The organism is Sphingomonas mangrovi (genome assembly GCF_047975845.1).
Classification (GTDB): Bacteria; Pseudomonadota; Alphaproteobacteria; order Sphingomonadales; family Sphingomonadaceae; genus Sphingomonas.
Window position 1 is genome coordinate 1 of the sequence record NZ_JBIUCZ010000002.1, and the last position, 22135, is coordinate 22135.

The 22135-nt window shown below is 65.2% G+C and carries 26 protein-coding genes; 18 read left to right on the forward strand and 8 right to left on the reverse strand.

Features of this window, described 5'->3' with window-relative positions; genetic code table 11:
- Positions 1-273: 273 nt before the first annotated feature.
- Positions 274-678 (reverse strand): host attachment family protein, encoded by a 405-nt coding sequence (locus tag ACBY01_RS01330; RefSeq protein WP_416458954.1) that lies wholly within the window; start codon positions 676-678, stop codon positions 274-276.
- A gap of 265 nt (positions 679-943) precedes the next feature.
- On the opposite strand from ACBY01_RS01330, the gene ACBY01_RS01335 reads away from it, so the two are divergent.
- Both ACBY01_RS01335 and ACBY01_RS01340 read left to right on the forward strand, forming a co-directional pair.
- Positions 944-1123: a hypothetical protein gene (locus ACBY01_RS01335; RefSeq protein WP_416458955.1), complete on the forward strand. Its 180-nt coding sequence runs from the start codon at positions 944-946 to the stop codon at positions 1121-1123.
- A 110-nt stretch (positions 1124-1233) separates the two neighbouring features.
- Positions 1234-1608, forward strand: a complete 375-nt coding sequence (locus ACBY01_RS01340; RefSeq protein ID WP_416458956.1) for a hypothetical protein — start codon at positions 1234-1236, stop codon at positions 1606-1608.
- A gap of 21 nt (positions 1609-1629) precedes the next feature.
- Here the strand turns inward: ACBY01_RS01340 and ACBY01_RS01345 are convergent, their stop codons facing one another.
- Positions 1630-2121 carry a thermonuclease family protein gene (locus ACBY01_RS01345; RefSeq protein ID WP_416458957.1) on the reverse strand — a complete coding sequence of 164 codons (492 nt, stop codon included), beginning with the start codon at positions 2119-2121 and terminating at the stop codon, positions 1630-1632.
- Between the two features lie 150 nt (positions 2122-2271).
- Between ACBY01_RS01345 and ACBY01_RS01350 the strand changes: the two genes are divergently transcribed.
- Positions 2272-2502 (forward strand): YozE family protein, encoded by a 231-nt coding sequence (locus tag ACBY01_RS01350; protein ID WP_416458958.1) that lies wholly within the window; start codon positions 2272-2274, stop codon positions 2500-2502.
- An 87-nt stretch (positions 2503-2589) separates the two neighbouring features.
- Here ACBY01_RS01350 and ACBY01_RS01355 read toward each other — a convergent pair whose 3' ends face one another.
- Positions 2590-2748 carry a hypothetical protein gene (locus ACBY01_RS01355; protein ID WP_416458959.1) on the reverse strand — a complete coding sequence of 53 codons (159 nt, stop codon included), beginning with the start codon at positions 2746-2748 and terminating at the stop codon, positions 2590-2592.
- A 20-nt stretch (positions 2749-2768) separates the two neighbouring features.
- On the reverse strand, positions 2769-3368 hold the full coding sequence (locus ACBY01_RS01360) for a JAB domain-containing protein (RefSeq protein WP_416458960.1): 600 nt from the start codon (positions 3366-3368) through the stop codon (positions 2769-2771).
- A gap of 360 nt (positions 3369-3728) precedes the next feature.
- On the opposite strand from ACBY01_RS01360, the gene ACBY01_RS01365 reads away from it, so the two are divergent.
- Positions 3729-3959: a hypothetical protein gene (locus tag ACBY01_RS01365; protein WP_416458961.1), complete on the forward strand. Its 231-nt coding sequence runs from the start codon at positions 3729-3731 to the stop codon at positions 3957-3959.
- 386 nt (positions 3960-4345) lie between these two features.
- Here the strand turns inward: ACBY01_RS01365 and ACBY01_RS01370 are convergent, their stop codons facing one another.
- The gene (locus tag ACBY01_RS01370; RefSeq protein ID WP_416458962.1) at positions 4346-5302 is read right to left on the reverse strand and encodes an NmrA/HSCARG family protein; all 957 of its coding nucleotides are present in this window, start codon (positions 5300-5302) and stop codon (positions 4346-4348) included.
- 94 nt (positions 5303-5396) lie between these two features.
- Here ACBY01_RS01370 and ACBY01_RS01375 point away from each other — a divergent pair, with 94 nt between their 5' ends.
- On the forward strand, positions 5397-6320 hold the full coding sequence (locus ACBY01_RS01375) for a LysR family transcriptional regulator (protein ID WP_416458963.1): 924 nt from the start codon (positions 5397-5399) through the stop codon (positions 6318-6320).
- A gap of 718 nt (positions 6321-7038) precedes the next feature.
- Here the strand turns inward: ACBY01_RS01375 and ACBY01_RS01380 are convergent.
- On the reverse strand, positions 7039-7473 hold the full coding sequence (locus tag ACBY01_RS01380; RefSeq protein WP_416458964.1) for a MucR family transcriptional regulator: 435 nt from the start codon (positions 7471-7473) through the stop codon (positions 7039-7041).
- Positions 7474-7865: 392 nt separating this feature from the next.
- Between ACBY01_RS01380 and ACBY01_RS01385 the strand changes: the two genes are divergently transcribed.
- Positions 7866-8063, forward strand: a complete 198-nt coding sequence (locus ACBY01_RS01385) for a hypothetical protein (RefSeq protein WP_416458965.1) — start codon at positions 7866-7868, stop codon at positions 8061-8063.
- Between the two features lie 119 nt (positions 8064-8182).
- Positions 8183-8533, forward strand: a complete 351-nt coding sequence (locus ACBY01_RS01390) for a response regulator (RefSeq protein ID WP_416458966.1) — start codon at positions 8183-8185, stop codon at positions 8531-8533.
- 84 nt (positions 8534-8617) lie between these two features.
- Here the strand turns inward: ACBY01_RS01390 and ACBY01_RS01395 are convergent, their stop codons facing one another.
- Both ACBY01_RS01395 and ACBY01_RS01400 read right to left on the reverse strand, forming a co-directional pair.
- Positions 8618-8806, reverse strand: a complete 189-nt coding sequence (locus ACBY01_RS01395; RefSeq protein WP_416458967.1) for a hypothetical protein — start codon at positions 8804-8806, stop codon at positions 8618-8620.
- Positions 8807-8939: 133 nt separating this feature from the next.
- Complete coding sequence (locus tag ACBY01_RS01400) at positions 8940-9911, reverse strand: TIR domain-containing protein (RefSeq protein ID WP_416458968.1); 972 nt, start codon at positions 9909-9911, stop codon at positions 8940-8942.
- Between the two features lie 644 nt (positions 9912-10555).
- On the opposite strand from ACBY01_RS01400, the gene ACBY01_RS01405 reads away from it, so the two are divergent.
- The 11 genes from ACBY01_RS01405 to ACBY01_RS01455 all read left to right on the forward strand — a co-directional run bounded on the left by ACBY01_RS01405 (position 10556) and on the right by ACBY01_RS01455 (position 22104).
- Positions 10556-11998 carry a tyrosine-type recombinase/integrase gene (locus ACBY01_RS01405; RefSeq protein ID WP_416458969.1) on the forward strand — a complete coding sequence of 481 codons (1443 nt, stop codon included), beginning with the start codon at positions 10556-10558 and terminating at the stop codon, positions 11996-11998.
- 82 nt (positions 11999-12080) lie between these two features.
- Complete coding sequence (locus ACBY01_RS01410; RefSeq protein WP_416458970.1) at positions 12081-12896, forward strand: hypothetical protein; 816 nt, start codon at positions 12081-12083, stop codon at positions 12894-12896.
- A gap of 70 nt (positions 12897-12966) precedes the next feature.
- Positions 12967-13899, forward strand: a complete 933-nt coding sequence (locus tag ACBY01_RS01415; RefSeq protein WP_416458971.1) for a hypothetical protein — start codon at positions 12967-12969, stop codon at positions 13897-13899.
- Positions 13900-14134: 235 nt separating this feature from the next.
- The gene (locus tag ACBY01_RS01420; RefSeq protein WP_416458972.1) at positions 14135-14383 is read left to right on the forward strand and encodes a helix-turn-helix domain-containing protein; all 249 of its coding nucleotides are present in this window, start codon (positions 14135-14137) and stop codon (positions 14381-14383) included.
- 145 nt (positions 14384-14528) lie between these two features.
- Complete coding sequence (locus ACBY01_RS01425) at positions 14529-15212, forward strand: hypothetical protein (RefSeq protein WP_416458973.1); 684 nt, start codon at positions 14529-14531, stop codon at positions 15210-15212.
- A gap of 35 nt (positions 15213-15247) precedes the next feature.
- A complete protein-coding gene (locus ACBY01_RS01430; protein WP_416458974.1) occupies positions 15248-15814 on the forward strand; it encodes a tyrosine-type recombinase/integrase in 567 nt (188 codons plus the stop codon).
- Between the two features lie 158 nt (positions 15815-15972).
- Entirely contained in the window at positions 15973-16941 is a 969-nt protein-coding gene (locus tag ACBY01_RS01435; RefSeq protein WP_416458975.1) for a DUF7146 domain-containing protein, read from the forward strand.
- A gap of 80 nt (positions 16942-17021) precedes the next feature.
- Positions 17022-17723, forward strand: coding sequence for a hypothetical protein (locus ACBY01_RS01440; RefSeq protein WP_416458976.1), 702 nt, complete (start codon positions 17022-17024; stop codon positions 17721-17723).
- Positions 17720-18529: a hypothetical protein gene (locus ACBY01_RS01445; protein WP_416458977.1), complete on the forward strand. Its 810-nt coding sequence runs from the start codon at positions 17720-17722 to the stop codon at positions 18527-18529. The genes ACBY01_RS01440 and ACBY01_RS01445 overlap by 4 nt, the downstream gene beginning before the upstream one ends.
- Before the next feature lie 303 nt (positions 18530-18832).
- A complete protein-coding gene (locus tag ACBY01_RS01450; RefSeq protein WP_416458978.1) occupies positions 18833-19915 on the forward strand; it encodes a DNA adenine methylase in 1083 nt (360 codons plus the stop codon).
- Complete coding sequence (locus ACBY01_RS01455; protein ID WP_416458979.1) at positions 19912-22104, forward strand: Eco57I restriction-modification methylase domain-containing protein; 2193 nt, start codon at positions 19912-19914, stop codon at positions 22102-22104. Before ACBY01_RS01450 ends, ACBY01_RS01455 begins: the two co-directional genes overlap by 4 nt.
- Positions 22105-22135 lie beyond the last annotated feature (31 nt).

Genomic DNA, 22135 nt, shown 5'->3' on the forward strand with positions numbered 1-22135 from the left:
CCGCCCGCTGCTCGGCCGAATAGTAGATCCGCTTGCGCTGCCTCATCGCTCACACCCTCCTCACCTCGAGAATGATGCGTTGCGACCACCGGTTGAACCCACAACCCCAACTGGCCATTCGTGATCGACGCCGTGGCGCAGCTAAAGACCTTCAGCGCAGAATCGCGCTCGTTGGCTCGCCGCACGCCGGAAACGCAACTTCCCCCACGTCGTGCGCAGCGCGGACGCTCTGCACGACGTGGGTTGGGCGGGAGCGCATCCCCGGCCGGGGCCTCAGGCGGCGGCGATCGCCTTCACGATTTCCGCGGCGCTGTGGCCCGTGAGGTCCTTGGAGATCTCACCGACGAGCTTCGCTTCCAGCGCCTTGTGGTAGTGCTTGCGCAGCTCGCCGAGCGTCCTTGGTGCGGCGACCACGACGAGCGCGTCGATCTTGCCTTCGAGAACCTGCTTGTTGAGCACCTCCGCGACGCCGGCGGCGAAGCTGTCCTCGTCCTGCTGGCGGTCGCTCGGATTGGCCGAGCTGCTCTGGTGACGGCTTCCCGAAGCGCGGTTGGTGGTCGACACGTCCGCCTCCGGCAGCGCCATCAGCGAGGGTGCGTTCTCGTCGCCGGTGTTGCGATAGAGGTGGAGGTTCTCGCCATCGACGATCGCGACAGTGGCGTTCTTGGGAAGCTGCATGATGATCCTTTGGCCTTGAGCGACAACAGCGGGATCAACGTCTGCATCCGCCCATCCGATCCCAACGCCCTGTATCCGCCCTCCGCCGTGGCTCAGCAGTCAGCCGGGTGGTCGAAAGAACACCGCCGACCGCACGAGGAGTAGCCACCGCGACGACCAGCGAACTACTCAGCAGCCAGATCCTGTCGCCCACCACCAAGCGGCGGCAAACATCTTGAGAATCTCAACGACGTTGCTTTACGATGCGAGGCGGGGAGGGTGAGAGATGAACGAACTAAACAACCACGACTACTATCTTCGTCGTGCGCAGCACTCGCGCCAGCTTGCAGACAACGCTGCCAGCCCTGCCATCGCTCGCATCCATCAGGAGATGGCGACCCGCTATGAGGAACTTGCGGCCGCAACGCGGCAGGAAGCGAACGAGAAGCGCCTGCCCGAGCCCTAGGAGGTCGTGGCGCCTGACGACTTGAAGATCCCCCATCCATTTCGGTCGCTGCTGGGCGCTACGCCCTCGGCGGTTTTCGCGAGGAGGAGAGTTTGAACCGACCTTGGGTGATGCTGGCGGCGCTGGGCGTTGCGGTGTCCGGCTGCTCGGGCCCCGGACAGCCGACGCAAGCCCCGGCAGCCACGGCGACCGCTACCGGGACGCAAGCACAGGGCGTGGAAGCCCACGATCCCGGTCTCCCTTCGCCTTCCCCGACGTCGACGTGGTCCGCGGCAGAGCAGGCGATGATCGACCGATGGGCCCGGCTCAACGCGCAATGCCGTGGCGGACCAGGCGACGACCCGGCAACACAGACCGCATGCGATGAGCGGGAGGACGCCTCGAAGCGTCTTGTCGACGCCGGTATCTGCTACGGCAAGGTTGGCGAGGCCGGCTACCAGATGACGACGCACCGCTGCGACGATCGCTCGCTGGCTAGGCAGTAGCGGCGCGAGGAGCCGCGCGCCCTACCCCGCCGCTGGCTGGCTGCAGAGGCGGTGGTCGACGTCGTAGCGCGCCCACCGGGCCGCATAGCCGCCCTCGACCATCGCACAGTTGAGCTGGATGCCGTCCGGCCGCCAGCACCAGGCGGTCACGCGATCGTAGCTCGTCCCCGTCCGCTCGCAGCGCAGCGTCTGCCCCAGCGCCAGGCGCTCGAGCGCGGCCTTGGCCTCGCCGGCCGACGCGGTCGGGCACGGGTGCCCGGGGCGGCAGCTGCCGTCCATCTCGCGCGCGGCGATCGCCGACAGGCGGATCTTCGGCCCTTCGGCGCAATGGATCGGACCGTCGCCATCATACACGCTGGTGACGTGGCACTCGAAGACGCCAGCCGCCGACGCCGTGTCGGTCCCGACCTCGCGCGCCGACGTCGTGCCGGCGATCTCCTCCAACCGCGGCAGTTCGCGCTTCAGCTCGGGCCAGAAGAAGCTGGCGGCCGCGACCAGTCCAACGAGGAGCACGGCAGGCGACGCGGATCGGCGACGTCGACGCGGGCGCTTCACAGCCCCTGCGCCGCGCGTGGGAAGGTCGGAAACATGGCAACTCCGTTGAGGAACGTAACCGGAACATGATAAGCCGCGGCATCGTGAGTCGACAAGCGGAGACACGACATGATGTTGGACCGATATGGCGAGCCGCGGCCGGCATTCGCCGCCTGGCTACTACTACAGAAGGACCGCGAGGATAGCGTCGGCCGCCTGGCGCACGCCGCGCGATCGGATCGATCCTTCCCTCGCGAGGGCGACGCCGACGCCGTCCGCGCGCACCTCAACCGCATGCAGGCGGATGGCGAAAGCTTCGAGGCGGTGGACGACGCCGAGACGGATTGGTTGAGCTATTGAACATCAGGCTGCGGAAGCCTGGCCAGCCGTAGTCCGCACCCGGCGGCGACCGGCCGGGCGCGGAGATACGACGTCGGCTCGCGCGCGTTAGGCCGGTCCGCCGAACAGAAGGCCGTGCAGGAGCCCAGGCTTGAACGTGACCATCAGCACCGTGGAAATGACGATCAGGACAAGCAGCATCGTCTGGAATTCGATCCGACCTTCGAACTCGAACGTCCAGCTAACTTCGTCTTCCTCTTCCGGCATCTTTACCCCCTTCGTGTGGATCACATCAGGTTCAACGTCCTGAAGCTCGTGCACCCGCTCGGCGCGACGATCACATGGTCCAACACCCGCACATCGAGGGCGCGGGCGCCCTGGACGAACCGCCGGGTGAACTCGATGTCGTGGTTGCTGGGCTTGAGGCTGCCGCCGGGATGATTGTGGACGAGCAGTACGGACACGGCACCGAGATCAAGCGCCCGGTGCAGCGCCTCTCTGATCGAGACCGTCACCGCCGACACGTCGCCGATGCCGATCACCCGATCCTCCAGCAGCATCGACCGATAGTCGAGATAGAGCACACGGAACTGTTCGATCCGCGCCGCCGAAAGATCGAGCCTGAGGTAGTTGAGCACCGCCTCGTTCGCGTCGAGTACCGGCTGTTCCGCTGCGCGGGCACAAAGCGCCTCCCGAACCCAGGATTTGATCGCGCGGAGGTGTTCCACCGCGGCCGGCGGCGCGGTCCGGCCAAGCCGTCCATCGAACGCCGTCAGCAAGGCGCCGGCCGAGCCGAATTCCTTTAGTAATGCCGTCGCGACTTCGTCAGCGTTCGGCACGGTCGTCGCGAGGATACGCGACAATCCAAGTCGAGCCGTCTCGTTCATGCCTCAAAGCCCCCTTCAAGGATGCCCCGAGACAAGAACAAAACGTGGTTAACTTCAACTGGGATTCACATTGATTTAGATTAGTTGCTTGCCCGTATCTCTCTCGGCTGAGCCGCTCGATCACAGGCGCTCTTCGGCACGAAAGTCGTTCTATTTCGATTAGATGCCGGTCTCCCACCCCGCTCCCGTCGATCGCCCGCACTTGTGGTTAATCGAATCTACCTCCAGAATGGATAAGTAAATCGCATCTTCTAACCGGGGGGGGGGTAGATGCCGGAACTGTCCGACACTGCGAGAACACGTGCGAAACGCACCTATCAGCGCAGACCGCTCTCGCGAACGACTCAGCGAATACAGAAGTTGAAGCCCGAGTCGCGGCTGAGCGATGCGCTGACCGCGATCCGCCACGAACAGGCGGCAGCAGAGGCACTGCCGGTCGCGATTCAAAAGGCGGTGCTGCTCGAGGGGGTAGCCCGCGCGATCGAGGAGCTGATCGACATCCTCGATCGCTACGGCGGGGATCCCGAACTGGAAGCGGAGGAAGACGTCGGCGCGGACGACTTCGGCGAAGCGGAGGACGCCGTAGGGTAGCGGCCGCAAACGGATTGCGAAGAGAGCGTCGGCCGCTTCGCGCAGGCCGCACGATCGGATCGCAGTTTTCCGCTCGGGGGTAATGCGGGCACGGTCTGCGCGCACCTCAACCGGATGCAAGCGGACGGCGAGAGCGTCGAAGCGGTGGACGATGCCGAGATGGATCGGCTCAGCTACTGACGACGTGGGGGCATAGTGAACGGATGCCCGAAACTCTTCAGGTTTGCGGACCGGCCGCTCGCGAGTGAGTGAGCATGCATAGGAGACGTTGGCTGGTCCGCCGGCTTTCCCGAAAAGGATGGTGAAACGGGAAAGTCGACCCCGGGCGAAGGTGGCGGGCACCGCGAGGCTGGATAGGTCATAGCACTGCGGCTGATGGTAGCGACTCAGCCAGCTCCAAGGGAACGCGGTTCCCCCTGCCACTCCGTCGCGCGCAGGAAACCCTCCCAGGTTAGGCTGCCCGGATCGATCCGACGGCTCCATTCCAGATCGCGATCGGAGCGATAATAGCCGTACTCCACGGCATATTCGGCCATGCCCAGTAGTTCCCTGACCAGCAGCTCGTTGCCGGCGAAGTCCGGGAAGTGGTGCAGCAGTCCGTCGCGGGTGAAGGCCGAGCTGTAGACAGCCTTCTTTCCCGTGACGCGCGAGAAGGTTTCGACCATCTCGTCCGGGGACAGGATCTCGCCGATCACCGGCAGCGACCGCCCCGCATAGTCGTCGGGGTTCGTGAAAATCTCCAGCACGGCTGGCCCGGTCGCGGTCGTCGGATCGACGAACGGCGCGCGGAAATTCCGGGGCAGGTAGATGGGAAACACCAGCTCGTCGCCGACCATTCGCGGTGTGTAATATTCCAGCAGGTTGGTGAAGAAGAACGCCAGCATCACGAACGAGCTGCGCACCGGCAGTCCGCGGATATGCTCCTCCACCCGCGCCTTGTCGGTGAAGTGCGGCGCGAACTTCGTGCCGTTGGTGATAGCATCGACATTCTCCAGACTGCTGAGGACGAGCTGCTGCACACCCGCCTCGACCGCCGCGTCCGCCATTTCGATGCCCAGCGCCGTCTCGTGCGTCGCGGGCGGTGCGATCGGCGGTGTCATCAGGAATGCGCCGTGCGCGCCGCGAAATGCCTCCACCATCGCGGGTCGATTGCCTAATTCCATCGAGACACCGACCACTTCGGCACCGGCGTCTTTCAGCTTTTGCGCGCCGGCGGAGTCCACACGCCGGGTCAGCGCACGCACGCGATACTGTCCGCTCGCCAGCAGCGTGTGCGCTGCGCTGCGGCCTTGCTTGCTTAGCGCGCCGACGATGGTGATGAGGGGTTTCTGGTCCGGCTGCATCGGGCTGTCCTGTCGAATCGAATGGAGTTCAGGCAGCTACGCATCGGCGACGTTATCCGGTAGATCGATGGGATGGATAGAATCGTTCCGTCAGATGGATAAGTCCGCGGTCACGCTGGAGCGGATGCGCAGTTTTGTTCGCGTGGCGGAACGCGGCAGCTTCTCGGCAGTCGCGCGCGAGCGGGGCGTCGGCCAGTCGACCGTCACCCGCCACGTCACCGAGCTGGAAGCCGCGCTTGGCATCACGCTGCTGAACCGCACGACGCGCCGCGTCACGCTGACGGCGGAGGGCGCGCGTTACCGGGATCAGGCTGGCACGATCCTGCGGCTGGTCGATGAAGCGGTTGATGACGCCCGCAGCGCCGGCGCTCACCTGAGAGGCACGATCCGCGTCTCTTGCACCGCCGCGCTCGGCGTGCAGCATGTGGCGAAGGCCTTGTTCGCCTTTCAGGATCGGCATCCCAGCGTGACGATCGATCTCGGCCTGTCGGACGTGCGGATCGATCTCGTACGCGAGGCGGTGGATATCGCGATCCGGCTGGGGCCGCTCGCCGACAGCACGATGCAACGCAAGGCGATCGGCCACTCGCACCGCATCCTCGCGGCCTCGCGCGTCTATCTGGACCGGCACGGTCGCCCGCAGATGCCGGACGACCTGCTGTACCATCAGGCGATCCGCATGAGCAACGTCGACGGCAGCGACACGCTCTCCCTCCATCACCCCGGCGAGGGGAGCATATCGCTACCGTTCGATGGCCGGCTGCTGATCGATCATGGCCTGGCTGCGCGCGAAGCCCTGATTCAGGGCCGCGGGATCGTGCCGGCACATCTGTGGTTGATCGACGATCTGCTGGAATCCGGCGTGCTGGAGCAGGTGCTGCCGGACTACGCACCCGAGCCGGTCCCGCTCTCCATCCTGTTCGTCCCCGGCCGGGCACGCATCGCCCGCGTCCGGGCGTTGATCGATGTGCTCGGCGACGCTTTGACGGGGCTCCCCGGCATGGCTTTGTCTGGTTAAACGCCGCGTTCCCACAAACGAACCCAACACGGGAAAGCGGCCGCGTTTATCGCGCACGGAACCCATTTCGGGCTCCGCTTTCCCAAAATCTGTTCCCGATTGCTCTTTCCAGAAACTGCCTCTCGAAGACGGAGAAACGGGAAAGATCGCGCCGAAGGAATGGTTGCTTTGGGCGCCTAGAACTGCGCACTTGAGCGCCGCAAATGCGCGTCTCCTGCTGAAGACGATAGTGTGGAAGATATGGACCTACCCGGATAGCGGAGCGCTATGCTGATCCTCGCCACACTTGCCGTATCCGTCGTCCCCGCCGGCTCCACGTTCACCTGCACACCCACTCGCGTCTGGGACGGGGCGATCCGGTCTCGTGCAAGGAGGGTCCGCGCCTCCGCTTGGCAGGGATTGCAGCAAGGGAGTCGAACGGCAGCTGTCGCAGCGACCAGCCGTGCCCGCTAGCGACAGCTGAGCAGGCCCGGAAGGCGCTTGTCCAGCTACTCGGGACCGGAACTGGCAGGAGCCGCCAGGGCCATGCCCTGGTCCGCGGACCAAGACTGCGATGCACCTCCACCGGACAGGCAGTCGGCAGGAGAACCGGGGCATGGTGCGTGTTCCCGGTGGCCGGCGACGTATCCTGTGCCATGATCGACAGCGGGACCGTGCTGAAACGGCCGCGCTACTGGAAAGGACACCGGTGCTGAAGCCTCGGCATTCCGGCTGTTGATCAACGCTTCTTGCGCAAGCCGCTCAGGCCGATTCGCCGCGCTAGTTCTCGACGGACAGCCGAGTGGTTCTCCGCCACCATCGGGTAAGTGGGATTCAGGCGATACCGCTCTCGGTATTCCTCGGGCGTGAGGCCGTACGCGGCCACGTGCCGGCGCAGCGCCTTGTATGGCTTCCCGTCGATCATCGAGAGGATATGGTCCTTCGAGGCCAGGGACTCCTCGACAGTCACCGCAGGTATATGCTCAGTGTCAACCGCTTGAACGGTCATATCGCCCTGCTCGGCTCTCACCTGAAGGGCCACTATCCCCTCGTGGACGCGATCCAGAAGGGTGCAGATTTCATCGGCCGCGATCCGGTGGTGGGGATTGGCAAGCCAAGCCACGGCGACTTGGACCACGAATGCGAGCTGTAGATCGCGGGCTCCGTCGGCCATAGGACTTCCCTCGTATTCATGAGGTAATGGCGTCTGCTCAACCATCGCAGGCGCAGCCTCGCGGCTGGTGGCACGTCTTGTTTCGCGCGATGCAGCTGTTGCCGCATGCCTTTCCCTTGGAGCAGGTTCTGCAGCAGGCCACGGAGGTCGCGAACGCCGCGTTGCACGGGTTCACGTTAGCCGGGCCAACAACCAGCATTGCGGCAAGCAGAAGATAGCGCATGTAGTTCACCCCTCGCCATCAAGTTGCGCCGGCCTCAGGGCGAAGTCCAGAACCTGACCGCGGACGACAGCGAAAAGCGGCCCGGAATAGGTCAGCGGCCGGGCATTCCGGTCTCTCGGACAGCTCGCCGCCAGGGTCGGGAGTCGCTGATCACAGCCAGAAGGTGACGGTGGCTGCGAGCGCAACAGCGGAGAAGAAGGCAGTCGGGCAGCGGTCGCAGCAGGTTGCGAACGACCCGATCGGCGTCCCGGACATCGAGCTCTCACCCGAAGGCAAGCCCCAGTGGGTGATCAACTACGTGCCTCGCGAGGACGTGACGCAGAAGGATGCGGCCGGCGGCAATCTCCGGGTGTCCGATGGCTCCTGACCACCGCGGCCGACCGACACCTTCCGCCGACGGAATTGGCGCCGCTTCCCCAGGGTCGGCGGATCCGTCTCGCGTCCCCGCGGTTACCATGTGCCAGCAACGACCGGAGTTCGACGCGTATGTGCCACGTCCTCATCATCGAAGACGAACCGTTGATCGCCACGTATCTGCAGACGCTGCTGGAGGATGAGGGCGCCACGTCCTTCGACTTCGCCAGTTCGGAGGAAGAGGCCGTCGCGGCCGCCAGGGCACACTTGCCCGCGGTCATCACGTCCGACGTGATGCTGACGCAGGGTACCGGTCCCCACGCCGTCAGCCGGATTTTCGACGAGCTGGGTGAGATCGGGGTGATCTTCGTCACAGGGTCCCCAGACCAGTGCGAGCCGTGCGCCCCGCCCGGGGTCGTGCTGTCCAAGCCCGTGCAGCCGGCGGATCTTGCGCAAGCGTTCCGCTCCTTCAGGGCCGCCTGAACGTCCCGAACCGCCGCGCGAGCGTGTTCCCCATCCGCTGCCATGCCTACAGCCGGATCGGCCGGTATTCGGCAATCCGCCCGATCACTCTCGCGAAATCGAGGTTTTCCTCACCATCGTAGATTCGTTGGATTGGAACACGTGGTCCGACCAGTCCGGGTCGGGCGACAGCCTGCCGATCTCGGCGTGGAGCTCATCCTGAGCGGACTCATCGCCTACTCGAAGCAGACGACGCAGCTTCTCCTCGAGCTCCGTCTTGGCGCCTGGATCCATGATCACTTCCCTCTCAGGCGGTTCAGCTGAGTCCGAACGATGATGTTATCGAGATCGTAGATGGCCTGCTGCGTCATCCCTCCTCCAAACGACGTGCGACCATCAGGCGAACGAAGCCCGCTGCTTCGAGCAGTCAGCCTCGCTGCAGCGGGGCGACGAACATCGACCAGTAGAGCTCCGCGGCTCCCTCGAACGTCAGCTTGGCTTCCGATCGCCCGCCCATGGAGGCCATGCCCATGGACTTCAAGAACAGACCATGGTCATCGGCATCCACGCGAAGGTTCTCGTTGTAGCCGTTGCTCTCGGTCGTCTCGCCGATCACGTAGGAGATGCCCCGGCCCATCATGCCGCCCATGAAGACGGTGGCGCGCGCCACCGCCCGGCCATCGCGGTATCCGGTTGCGAAGAAGCGGTTCGCGTCCACCCGCCGGAACGTGCCCTGCAGGCCCGGATTGCGGGCACGCATCTCTTCGAGCGAGTTCTCGAAATACGCGGCCATGTAGTCGAACGCCTCCGTCAGGAAGCCGTCGCGGTCGTGGTCCGTGAACACCTTCGCCACCGCGAGGTTGCTGCTCCTGGGCCCGCGACCCGCCGATTTCGAAGCGGCGACCATCGACGTGGTCGGCGGAGCCGGTGCCCGCCGGGCCGACGCCGTGCCACGACCAGCGTCCAGCCGCTCGACGGCGGCACGCACGTCGCGCGCGACCTCGAGCATCGGCTCGTCCTGGTTGGCCCACATCGTCACCGGCTTGCCGTCGGTCGGGCTGGCCCGCAGCTTCCCGAAGGGGGCGTGATGCCAGTCGCACGGACGCAGGATCACGGGGATCACGACGGCTTCCCCCGCCTTCGCGCGTTCCATTACCCGCGTCATCTCGACGTCGTAGCAGTAGTCCGAGGCGAGAAAGTCGGGGCTCACCAGCAGGAGGATCACGTCGTCCTCCTCGACGTGCATGCTGATCGCATGGTCGAGGTCCTCGCCTGCCGTTATCCGGCGGTCGTGCCACGTCTCGATCACCCCCTGCCGTTTGAGCATGGCAAGCTGCACCTCGAGCTGATCCCTCAGCTGTTCGTCCTTGTGCGAATACGAGAAGAACAGCTTCGCCAACTCGGGCATCCTCATCCGGTGATCCGACGATGATGGTGCCCGTAGGTGTCGGAGGCAAGCCCGCCCGGTCCAGCCGCTGATGCTACGAACTTCGGGGGTGGGCGCCCCCTTGCGGATCGGTCGCGCGCACGGCATCAAGGCTTGGCGAAACGCATGAACGGATATTGCTCGTGGCTTGCTCGTCTCGGCTCTTCGACGCCGAGGCAAGTCGCCTTGAACATACCGATACCGGCAAAGTCCTGTTAAAGCGTCATATTTTCGCAAATGACCAGCCTAGGGGAGGTCCAAGTCAGGTGTCGAACGTACTCATCGGAATACTACGATCGACGCTTGCGGGATGTTGATAGACTTGGCCTTTGGCCTCGGAAAGGGCAATCCGCGAGTACATGCCTTGGCCTGCAATACCCCGAAGTTCCGCCTTATTGATTCTTGAGTGTTGTTCGCGGATTGTTCAGGCAGACCGGTGCCTGTCAGGCTGCATGTTCTGCCCAGCACTTGGCCTGCGACATGTCAGCTGTCCTGGCACCGGGTGAAACCCGTAGCGGGTGATGGCCCGTGAATATTCCTGCGAGATGGACCACGTGTGGTGACGCGTAGTCCAATATGCTTCTAATGGGCGGCTCCTTTTGCAATGGAGCGAACCCATGCCGGTCGGCAAGCTGCAGAGATCCACGATCAAGGACATCGAGATCTCGCCCCCGTCCTCGACCAAGACGATCCTCTGGGACACGATCATCAAGGGCTTCGGCGCATACAGGACCTCCAAGGGCGTCGTCTCCTTCCTCTTCCAATATCGAATGCGCGGCGGCCGGACCCAGAGCACCAAACTAGGCAATCACGGCGAACTGACCGTCGAAGAGGCGCGGACCATGGCGGCCGAACTGGCCTGCCAGCGGCGTCGCGGCATCGACCCGATCGCCGAGCGCAAAAGGCTGGCACAGATCGAACGGGACAAGGACGAGCTCCTGCTCGCCACATATGCCGAAGACTACATCCAGCGGCGCATCGACGACGACGCGCCGCTGAGCCAGGCGCACACGACGATCATCCGGAAGGACGTCATCGGACTGCTGGGCCACATCCGCATCGACCAGATGAAGGTCGACGACGTCGAGGCCTTCGGTCGACGGCTGAAGGAACGAGGTCCGTCGGCCAAGCGGTCGGGGCTCGTCCAGCTCAAGGCGATCCTCAACGACGCGGTGGACAGGGACCGCCTCGCGAAGTCGCCTGCGCGCAACGTCGAGACGCCCAAGGCCGGCGAGCGGGTCCGGCGCTTCCGCGAGGACGAGACCCAGCGCTACCTGGAGGCTAGCCGCGACATAGGCGGAACCCAAGGCGACCTGCTCGAAACGTATCTCAGGCTGATCAAGCGCAAGGACAAGGAGATCGGCAACATGACCTGGGAGCAGCTCGACATGAAGAAGGGCGAGTGGCTCGTTCCCGACGTCATCTCCAAGAACAAGGAGCCGTACATCGTGGAACTGCCGCGCCAGGTGCGCGAGATCATCCTGCGCCAGCAGCCCGATCCCAGGCTGCGACGGGGCTACGTCTTCACGCTCGACGGCAGGACCCGACCGGTCATGGGAACGGACGTCAAGAACCGCGTCGATGCGCACATGCACCGGCGCCTCCAGCTGGCGAACGAGCGGGACGGCACCGCCCTCTCCATCGATCACTTCACCCTCTACGACGTCCGGACGACCGCGGCTTCGCGGCTCGAGGAGAAGCCCTTCCTGACGCCCATGTCGGTCCTCGACGCCGTCCTGCTGCACAAGAAGGAAGGGCAGCGCAGCACCAGGATCTACGCCCGCGCAAAGCTGGAGCCCGAAGCGGGCGAGGTCCTGCAGACGTGGAACGACCATCTCGACGAACTGATGGCACGTCCCGACGCCTGGCCGGGCGGCGTCGTCCTCGAGAAGATGAAGCCCAAGGAGCGCATGAAGAGGATCGACGCTCTGCGCGCGGGCTGGCCGATGAGGGAGGACCAGAAGAGGGCGAGGAAGAACCTGAAGGATCACGGGATCGACACCGAGGAATATCGCCGGCGGCAGCGACGCGCTCGCGCCGCCGCGAGGAGGAAGGGCTGAACCGATGGTGTGGGCCAGCCGCAGCCGCTAGCCATCGACCTGCGGCAAGGTGACGGACCTGAGAGGAGATGCCTATCGAGGCATGATCACCTCTTGGAGGAAAGAAGTGCCGTCTCCAGTCGTAGCCGATCAACGCCTCGACTATCCCCACGTCGTACGGCGAAACGGCAGACGCAACCTGCGTTGGTCGATCGATCTCCCGTCCGATGAGGAACTCCGTACCGGACCACTGTCCACCGTTCCGCTGCCGTCCGACGGTCGGACCGACGACCTCGGGGCGGCGCTGCGGGGAACAGTCCTGAAGGCCATGGTCGAGACTGCCCGGCGTCGCGGCGAACCCGCGTGCGTGGTATGGGGAAGCGACGACTGCACCTGGATCGACGAGCGCGGTCGGACGACCGCCGGCAATCGCCCCCCTTCGGCAGAGATCGCAGAGAACCACCTTCTGGAGGACCACGATGCCGTCATGGAGAGCGTCTGGACGATCAGACTGCCCGATGGCTGCACCGCATCGCACCTCTGCATCCGCCGCATCGACGCCGTCCTGGTCGAGATAACCCCGGGCGAGCCGTTCGTGCTCGGCAGCTTCTTCGACCTGTCGAAGGGCGGGCGCCACGATCCAGCCGCCGCCATGATGTCGAGGGGCCGCCTGAAGCCGCCCGCCCGCTTCCGCGGGCAACCCGTCACGGGCGTGCGAGATCACTGGGAGGTCGTCGGGCCGGTCCAACCGTGTCGTGACGGCGCCATACTGCGCGATCCATGGCCGGAGGATCTGCGCCGTGCCTGCGAGGAGATCGCGGGGAAGTCGCTGCCCGAACGCATCCATCGTGCCGCATGGCGGGCGCTGAACCCCGAAGACCCCACCCTCAACCAAGTAGGCGTGCTGAAGGCCGCCTGACGCCTGCACGGCCGTTGCACCGCTCACGGGCGACGGATAGCAATGGGGATGGACCGGCCGGAGAGACAGCATGCAGCGGATCGACGACGAAGACCTCTTCTGGATGGCCGACCTGGACTGGAAGGCACATGGCCCGGCACGCGAGGGCTACATCGGCAGGGACATGTTCCTGGCGGAAGCGGCCGAGCTGCTCGGCAAGCGCATATGCGGCATCTGGCCAGGCCTGGTCCACTTCCTCCGCATGGCTGAATATCCGCCTCCCTCAGACATAGTGGAGGCCGACGAGGCCTTCGGTGCAGATGAAAAGCCCATTCCAGGCATCTACGATCGGGAACACGGTGTGATGCTGGCACATGCGGTCTCGCTGGACGTGCCGCTCCATGACGCTGACGACATCGACCGCGCCGAATGGGCGTTGATTGTGGACAAGGCCCGCCAGCAGTGGGACGATGGCCTCGGCGCGCGCAGGGCCGCAGCGGGCATCGCCCGTGCATTCGCCAGACTGGCGTTCGAGGAGGAGATCGACGTCCACGCCCGCCCCTTCGGCGACAAGGGATACGTGAGGCTTGGGCCGGAATTCTGGGAGGTCGACGACGAGCAGGCGATCCGGAGGCTGGCGGCATGCGCCCTGTCGATCGACCGGCCCTACGAGCCCGCCGCCCAGCCCGACCACCGCATCTTCGTCGGCCACAACCGGTATGCCCGCGCAATAGACCGTGCCTCTCGCCGATGGTACGTCCCGGTCTGCGCTCTCGACGAAGAGCTGAAGCGCGACGAGGATCAAACCTCCGTAAGGGTCAGCGAGGTCGCCCACTTCCTCGCCGGGCTCATGGTTCCGGCAAATTCCGACTGGAACGACGAGCGGTTCAAGGACGCCGTGCAAGCCGAATTCGGATCAGGGGGTCTGGGCGTCACATACAACCGTGCAAAGGCCAAGGCCGTCGCCCACCCCGATAGACGCTACTTCGGAACGGCCGGGCGCCGTCGGATCCCGATCGCCTGACCAGAGGGCATTCCCCTCCACCTGCCCTGCCCCTCCCGAACCGATGTCCTGACACCGCAGGCTCGGCCGTTGCCGCCAGTCTACCGTCGATTCCAATCGCACCGCCAATCGCGGCGCAATCGCCCGGCTTTTCGTCCGAATGCGAACGGCGCCTTGTCAACTGCCGGCCCGGTCCTCGCCTATGGTCGTCCCTGCCAGTCAACGGCGGCTGGCTCGAAGGACAGGAGGAACGACGATGCAGAACGACGATCAGACTTCCGCGGACGGCACCCCCCAGGAGGCGGAGCGTCTCATCACGACCGAGGAGGCCGCGGCCATGCTCGGCATGGCCGCGAATACCCTCGCCAAGGGCAGGATGGAGGCCAACCGCCGCCACCCGCCCCACGTCAAGATCGGCAGATCGGTCCGCTATTCGACCCGTGACCTGTCGGCGTTCATCCGCAGCAGGACCGAGGGCGGCCCCCTCCGGAACCGAGGGCGCTGAAAGCGAGCCGTCCCCGCGCCGGACGGCTCGACGCTGCAGCCAGCAGTATCCCCCCCGCCCCTGAGCGCTCGGCGCGCCGAAACATCGGACCGCAGCTGACGTCGTGATTTCGCCCGGGGCGGATCATCCCCAGAAGGAAGAAGACATGGACATGCTCCGCAAGGAGGATGGACGGCATCCGCTCGTCCTCGCAACATCGCAGATCGCCCAGCTCAACCGAAGGGCCTCGGTCTGCGACCACCCGCTCGCCCGCCTGATGACGTTGGCGACGTACCTCCCCTGCTCCGCCACCGCGCTGGCATCGATCGGCGTACGGAACTTCGACAGGCGCAACGAAGTACTGGTGATCCCCTCTCCCGGGCGCGGCCACACCCGTGTCGCTCTCGGCATGGCGGCTGCAGCGGCGGTGCGCGCCGCGATCGCAGGACGCACCTCCGGCCCGTTGTTCGGTGACGCCCATGATCTGCAGATCGAGCCGGATGCCGATGCCGAAGCATACCTCGCGGAACTGATCGCCGAGGATGGCGAAGAGCCGCTGCCGTTCGCCTTCACCTTCCGCAGCGTGAGGGAGGGCGTGTTCGCCGGCATGGCGGACGGAGGAGTTGCGCAGAACATCGCCGAGGCACAGGCCGGCCTCCGCCATCTGACCGATGGCCACCGTCCTGAGACGTTCTTCCGCGTGCAGGAGCGGGCGGCATCGGACTGGTGGGCAGCGCAGCTCGGGGCGCCGGTCTCGTCGACCGTAGACGTCATCCGGTCGGGGCTGAGGCAGTTGCGGTGGCGCGACGACCCGAACGGGTCGGCGCCCGGCGGGGACGGCCGAGGATGATCGGCGCGCGTCCCCGCCTGCCGGACCTCCCGTCGATGCGGATGCTGCTGCAGGGCGCTCGGTTGCTGGGCGGACCGCACGGCACGGTACTGGAGCTCTGCATCCTGACCATGTGCCTACCGTGGGAGGCAGTGGCGATCGATCTTGCCGAGATCGACTGGAAGCGTGGATGGGCCATGGTGCCGGCGCGAGGCGGCAGCCGTCGGCTGCTGCACCTCCCACCGGACGCAGTCCGCTCGCTGGCCCGTGTCGCCGGTGCGGTCACGTCCCGTGGTCAGGCGGTGAGCGGCGGAAGCGGCCGCCCACTCGATCGAAGGGACGTGCGGCTCGACCGCATGCAGGCCCGGCTGGCCGCCGCCGCACCCGACATGACGGTGCTGCAGCCGTGGAACTTCCATGGCCTGCGGGCGGGGGCGGCGCGCGAACTCCTCGAGCGCGGCTGCAGCCGCCAGGACGTCGCGTGCGCCCTGGGCCTGAAGCCCCCCGGCTCCGCCATCGTGCCGATCGGCGGCATCCGGACCCTCGCCGACGACGCCGACCGCGCCGCGGTGACGGTGAGCAAGTGGAACGCGATCCTCGCGGACCGCCGGAACGCGAGGTGATCCCGCCCTCGCCGAACGGCTCGGGCGGACATCGAAAGAAAAGTGACTGCGGCGCGAAGGCGCCGGCCGGCTCGTGCCGGGCGGTGGAGGCAGGGGCCGGAGGAAAGAGGCCCCAGACCACCGCGAACGTGGCGATTGACCAGCGAAGGAGCATAGACATGGACAGCATCGGCCTGCCGGCCAGATACGTAGACGCGAGGGGACTGATCGACGTCGCCCGCATCAAGGCGGACGCGTCGATCGCCAGGGTCGCAGCGGAAGCGACGGACCTGAAGAAGAGCGGCGACGAACTGAAGGGGCTGTGTCCCTTCCACCCCGAGGACACGGCCAGCTTCTTCGTCAACGAGGGGAAGCAGGTCTTCCACTGCCACGGCTGCGCAGCCGGCGGCGACGTCATCGAACTCCACCGGCGCCTCCATCACGTCGACTTCCGACAGGCCTGTCTCGATCTCGCCGGCACCGCGCCCGTCGCGCCGCCGGTTCTCGAGAACCCGGTCCTCGTCGCGATGCGTCGCGCGGAGTCGGTGAGACGGGCGCGGGAGATCTGGCAGGAGGCGACGCCGATCGGCTGGTCGCTAAGCGAGACCTACCTCGTCAACCGGGGCATCGGCCACGCCGTGCCCGGATCTATCCGCCACTCGCACGTCGCGCGCTGGTGGGATGCGGATGGTCGCGAGGGTCGGCGCGAGCCGGCGATGATCGCGGCACTGCAGGACCGCGAAGGCCGGGTCGCCGGCATCCAGCGCACCTTCCTCGATTGCGAAGGGCGGAAGTCGACCCGTGGCACGCCGCGGCTGTCGCTCGGTCGGGCACGAGGCTGCGCGGTACGCTTCGGCCCCGTGGCGGAGACGGTGATGCTGGCGGCGAGCGTCGAGGACGGGCTGGCGGTGAGGCTCATGTTTCCCGGAGCCAGCGTGTGGGCGGCGGTCGGCGACGGCAACCTGCCGCACGTCCGCTTCCCGGCCGAAGTCAGGAGCGTGATCGTCTGCGGCGATGCGGACGCTCCCGGTCGGGCCGCCGCCGCAGCCGCGATGACGGCGTACGCCGCGACAGGGCTTGCCGTGGAGGATCTCGCGCCCCGTGCCGGCAAGGACTTCAACGAGGAGTGGCTGCTCCTCCACGCCTGAGCAGCGGACACCAGACGTCGTCGATCACCACCATCACCACCAGTCCGCCGCGTCGGCGGACTGCATCCGAGGAGAACGAAATGCCCAGAAAGAAGCCTTCCACCGTCTCCCTGCCCGTCGTCGCCAAGCCGGCCGCTGGCACCCGTCTGCCGCTGAGGGAGGACGGCGGCCTCGTGATGGTCGATGCCGTCCATCGCGTGGAAGACGTGCACCCCACCAGCGACGGGCCCTGGAGCACCGAGGCGGACAAGATCGCCTGGACCGATCCGGCGTCGGGATACCCCTGCATCATCCGCCGCTCCCCACTGCATCAGCACCTCTGCGGATACGTCGCGGTCCCGCCGGGACATCCGCTCTACGGTCGCGAATACGGCACGCTGTTCGGCATCATGATCGGTGTCCACGGCGGCATCGACTACTCGGACGTCTGCGAACGCGACGCACACGAAGACCGCAGCATCTGCCACGTCGCCGCAGACGTCGGATCCCGTCAGGAAGCCCGCAGGGCCGTGGCGGACAATCACGATGACGACGCATGGTGGTTCGGGTTCAGCTGTGATCAGCGGGACGACCTCGTGCCGTCCGACACCCGTCGTCCCGGCGGCTACAAGACGCCGGCGTTCGGCGTCGACGACCCCACCTACAAGACCGAGGCCTTCGTCTACGGCGAGTGCGTGCGCCTCGCAGCACAGCTGAAGGCGATCGAGGAGAACCGCGACCCCGGGGCTGCCGATCCGGGCCCGACCGTCGTCCCCGCCTCGAGGCTGGAGTACAGGCGTTGACCCCGCACGCCTGCGACCCCGAGTTGCCCTGGGGAGTCTGGCTGAGGGGCGAACACGTCGATCGCAAGACGGTCTTCGTCGACGAGGAGACCGGCGAACGGTGGCCCTCCTTGCGCGCGGCCTTCTGGAACGGTCGCCTGAGGATGCCGGACCATTTCGGGAAGACGCCGCACGATCTGCTCGAGACGATGCACGCCGTTCTGGTGGCGACGATCCGGCGCAGCCCGACGATCCACGAGCAGGCAGCGGACATCTTCCAGTCGAGCACGCTGTACCTCCTCCTGTTCCACCTCTGGCTCGCCAGGGAAGGTCTGGTCGAACTGACGGAGGACAATCGCGAAGCCCGCGCCGTGACGGCTGAGGGGATGGCGGTGATCCACATGCTGCTCGCCACCCGCCCGTACGACGTGCGGAAGCAGCGGCCTTCCGGCGCCACCATCGCCCAGCTGTGCGAGCTCGGCCTCGGACCCGAGACGCGGGAAGAGAGGCTGGCGCGCGTCGAGAAGGCCGCTTCCCGCTGGGACGTCGCCTTCCTCCGTCGGCGCGAGGGCGGCAAGCCGTCGATCATTCTGTCGAAGCGTGGGGACGGCGTGGTGCCGATCTTAGAGACGGTATGGACGCTCGGGCTGGGCACCACGGAGCGGCGCGATCGCTTCTACGAATGGATCTGCCATCGGATGGATCGGTGGACGGCATGGGGCGAGTTGGCGACCCGCTTCGGATCGGATCGGCTGACGCACCATCTGCTGGAGGTCGCGGCGGCGGCGCTGGTCGACACGGACGATGCGATGCCGTTGATCGCTTAGGCTCCTGATAGCGATACGTCGGTCAATGCAGGAACGGCTTGGTGCTGATCGCGGCAGGCCGTTCCCGTCGTGAAGGACTGCGAGACATCCCTCCATATCCCAAGCATGGCTTCTCACCGCTTCGATCAGGCGAATGAACCGACGTCGCGCCAAGATCGAATTGCAGGCGGATTAGGAAAGTGAATGAACAGAGGGCGTAGGGCAGTTGAAAGAAGGCCTCTCCTCGCCGGAGAACGAAACAGGAAATTACCGGATGACCGCCGACTCGGGGCGCTATACACTCTTTGGCCAAGCGGAGGCGGTATGACGTTCAGATACATCGGTTCAAAGTCGCGCGTAGCGGATGCTCTCCGTTCCGCCGTGTCAGAACGGATAGTCCCCGGTGCCCGCTTCATCGATGGGTTTGCCGGAACCGGAGCGGTCGCGGCAGCGGTCGCTGACCTCGGCGTGCCTGTCGTCGTAAACGACACCCTGCGTTCCGCCGTCACCATGTCACTGGCTCGCATGGTGTCCAATGACGAAGCGGTGTTCTCGAAACTGGGCGGGTATGCGAACGCCATCGAGAAGCTGAATGCTGCTGCCCCATCGGAGGGCCCCATACATCGCAACTACAGCCCTGCTTCACGCTTCAATGGTAGTGTGGAACGACGCTACTTCACCGAAGTAAATGCTGCGAAGATCGACGGTATCCGCCTCGAGATCGCTGACTGGGCGGCGAGTCGCCTTATCAGCGAAGTGGAGACGACGCTGCTCCTCGGCGACCTCATCAGCGCCGTAAATCGCGCGGCGAACATCGCCGGCACCTACGGCTGCTTTCTATCCTCATGGCAGCGTAGCGCGCTTGAGCCGATCTCGCTCCGGCCCCGTCCGCTTCGAGCCGAGCGGGTCCATTCCACCGGCATCGTGGGCGACGTCCACCAATTGACGCTCCAGCCGACTGACCTGGTCTATTACGATCCGCCCTACACCAAGCGGCAATACGCCTCCTACTATCACATCCTCGAGACGATCGTCGTCAATGACGATCCCGAGGTTGAGGGCGTGAGCGGGCTTCGGCCCTGGAAGGAAAAGGCGTCGGTATTCTGCTACAAGCGCAAGGCCCTCAACGCGCTCCACAGCCTGATAACCAAGACTGCGGCTCAGACGGTCCTTTTGTCCTACAGCTGTGAAGGCCACGTCGACCTGGAGGATCTAGTGAATCTCTTGGGCATATCAGGCAAGGTGTCGCTCGAAGCGCTCGATCGAATTGGACGATACCGGCCCAACGTCACCGCGAGTGGAAACGGCGAAGCGGTGACCGAATATCTGATCTCCTATCAAGGGGAAGGTGCGAAGCATTCGAAATCCGCATGGCGGAACGACGAGCTGCTGAAGGAAACGGCATGAGTGCACCACGTCCCACCGAGGAGCAGTTGCTCAAGCCCGCTGAAGCACTGCTACGGGAACTGGTCTCCCGGCATGCCCGAGCTGACATGTACGCTGCGCGACTGTCGATCCTCGAAGGCGCCGCCGCGCGTCTCGGAGGATTCTCAGTCGCAGCCTACCAGTCCGCCTTCGAGGTCGACCCGCTTCTGTCCGCTCGTGACCTTGAGGAAGGGGGCGCCAAGCTCGCTGCTGCCCTGTCGGACGCTGGAATTCACCCCTCGCTCGCACTGAGCGCGCTTGCGCGCGAGCCGATGAGTGTCCAGGACCGTCGCGCTACTGGAGCGCACCACACCGACTTCCGCCTGGCAGGGCTCCTCGGCCGTCGCGCTGCCGACTTAAACCCTGAAAGACGTCCGATCATTGATCCGGCATGTGGCGCCGGAATACTGCTGGTCGGAACGACCCTTGCCATGTTCGGCAGCGATCGAACGGCAATCGGATCATGGCTGGCTGAATCGGTAAACGCATCGGACGTCTCCGAGGCTGCGCTTCGCGGAACCCGTCTCGCACTTGCATCCATGACGGACGACCTTGCGGCGATCGCGACCATGTCCTCCAAGTGGCAGGTCGGCGACAGCCTGCTGAGAGATCCGCTGTCATGGCCGATCCCACATGATGGGTTCGGCGCGGTCGTTGCGAATCCTCCTTGGGAAAAGGTCAAGATCAGCCGCCACGAACAGGCCGTCGCGTCGGGCAAGTCCAGAAACTACGGTCAATCGTTCGACGAAGAACAGGATCGCGATCTCTTTGGGCTGCGGGCGGACAAGCGGGATTACGCCTCTGAGCTCGGGCGGCGGTATCCATCCGCTGCCTCGGGAGAAATGGACCTGTATGCCGCATTCACCGAATTGATGGTCACGTTGTCCGGCAAGAGTGGCGGTATCGCAGCTCTTGTCCCTGCCGGCCTCATCAGATCGCAGGGCACGCGTCAGCTTCGCGATCTCCTCATCGAGCGCTTCGGCGCATTCGACGTCACCATGCTCGACAACAAGGCCCGGTTCTTCGCAATCGATACACGCTTTAAGTTTCTCCTCCTCAGTGCATCGGGGACCAAGCGTTCAGGCGCGGGACGTATCGGCATCGCGCATGCGGTTGCCGGGGAACGCGAGGTCACTCCGACTTCGACGGTGTCGATCCCCTGCAAGACACTCAAGTCGATACGTCCGGATCTGACGATCCCCGAAGTGCGGTCCAATGCGGAATGGCGCCTGTTCAGCAAGATGGCCGGGACTGGGCATCGAATGGGTGTCGGCGGCATCTGGAATCCGAAGTTCTCCCGCGAGGTCGACATGACCAAGGAGAGACGGCACTTCGTCAGCAAGCCTCGGCGAGACGCCCTGCCCGTCGTCGAGGGAAGGATGGTCCAGCATCATCGGCTTGGCGCGAAGTCATACGTCTGCGGTGAAGGACGTAGTGCCACCTGGCGTCCGAACCCGATCGGCGATGGTGCTGTGAAGCCGCAGTTCTGGATCCCGGCAATTCACGTTCCCCGTCTCGCCTTCGCCCGAACGAGGCAGGAGCGGGTCGGGTTCTGTGATATCGCGGGACAGACCAACGAACGGTCGATGAGCACGGCCATCATTCCCCCGGGGCTGGTCTGCGGCAACAAGGTCCCGACCGTGTTGTTCGAAGAGGATCCGCATGGCTCGAAAGCCAGGCTCTGGTGCGGCCTGGTCAACAGCTTTGCATTCGATTGGATGCTGCGGCGGGTTCTGACGACCACCGTCAACTACTTTCTTCTCGAATCCATCCCGCTACCGCCGATCCTTCCAGACAGCCTGCCCGGCCGCAGGATAGTAGACGCCGTCCTGCGCATCGAAGCGCTCGATAGATCCGGGACAAGCGATGCCGCTTGGAAGATCGCGGAACAGCGTCTGTTGGTCGACGGCCTGTGCTTCCGCGCGCTTGGACTGGGGGCGACAGAAGTCTCCTTGATCCTGGACGACTTCACATCACTCGACCGCAGTCAGCCGAAGCTGCCAGGAGAGACGCGATCGACGATTACGCGCGATTTCATCCTGGCACAGCTGGGCTCCACGATTGGGATAAGAAGCAGCGAAAGGCTCGCTCGCTACCGTGCGATCGGGGCCGTGCCTTATGTGCCATCCCAGAACGGCGAGGATCAGGAACGATTTCAAGCCATAGCGTGAACATTCGCTTTCTCTGAGCCCCTTTCCATAC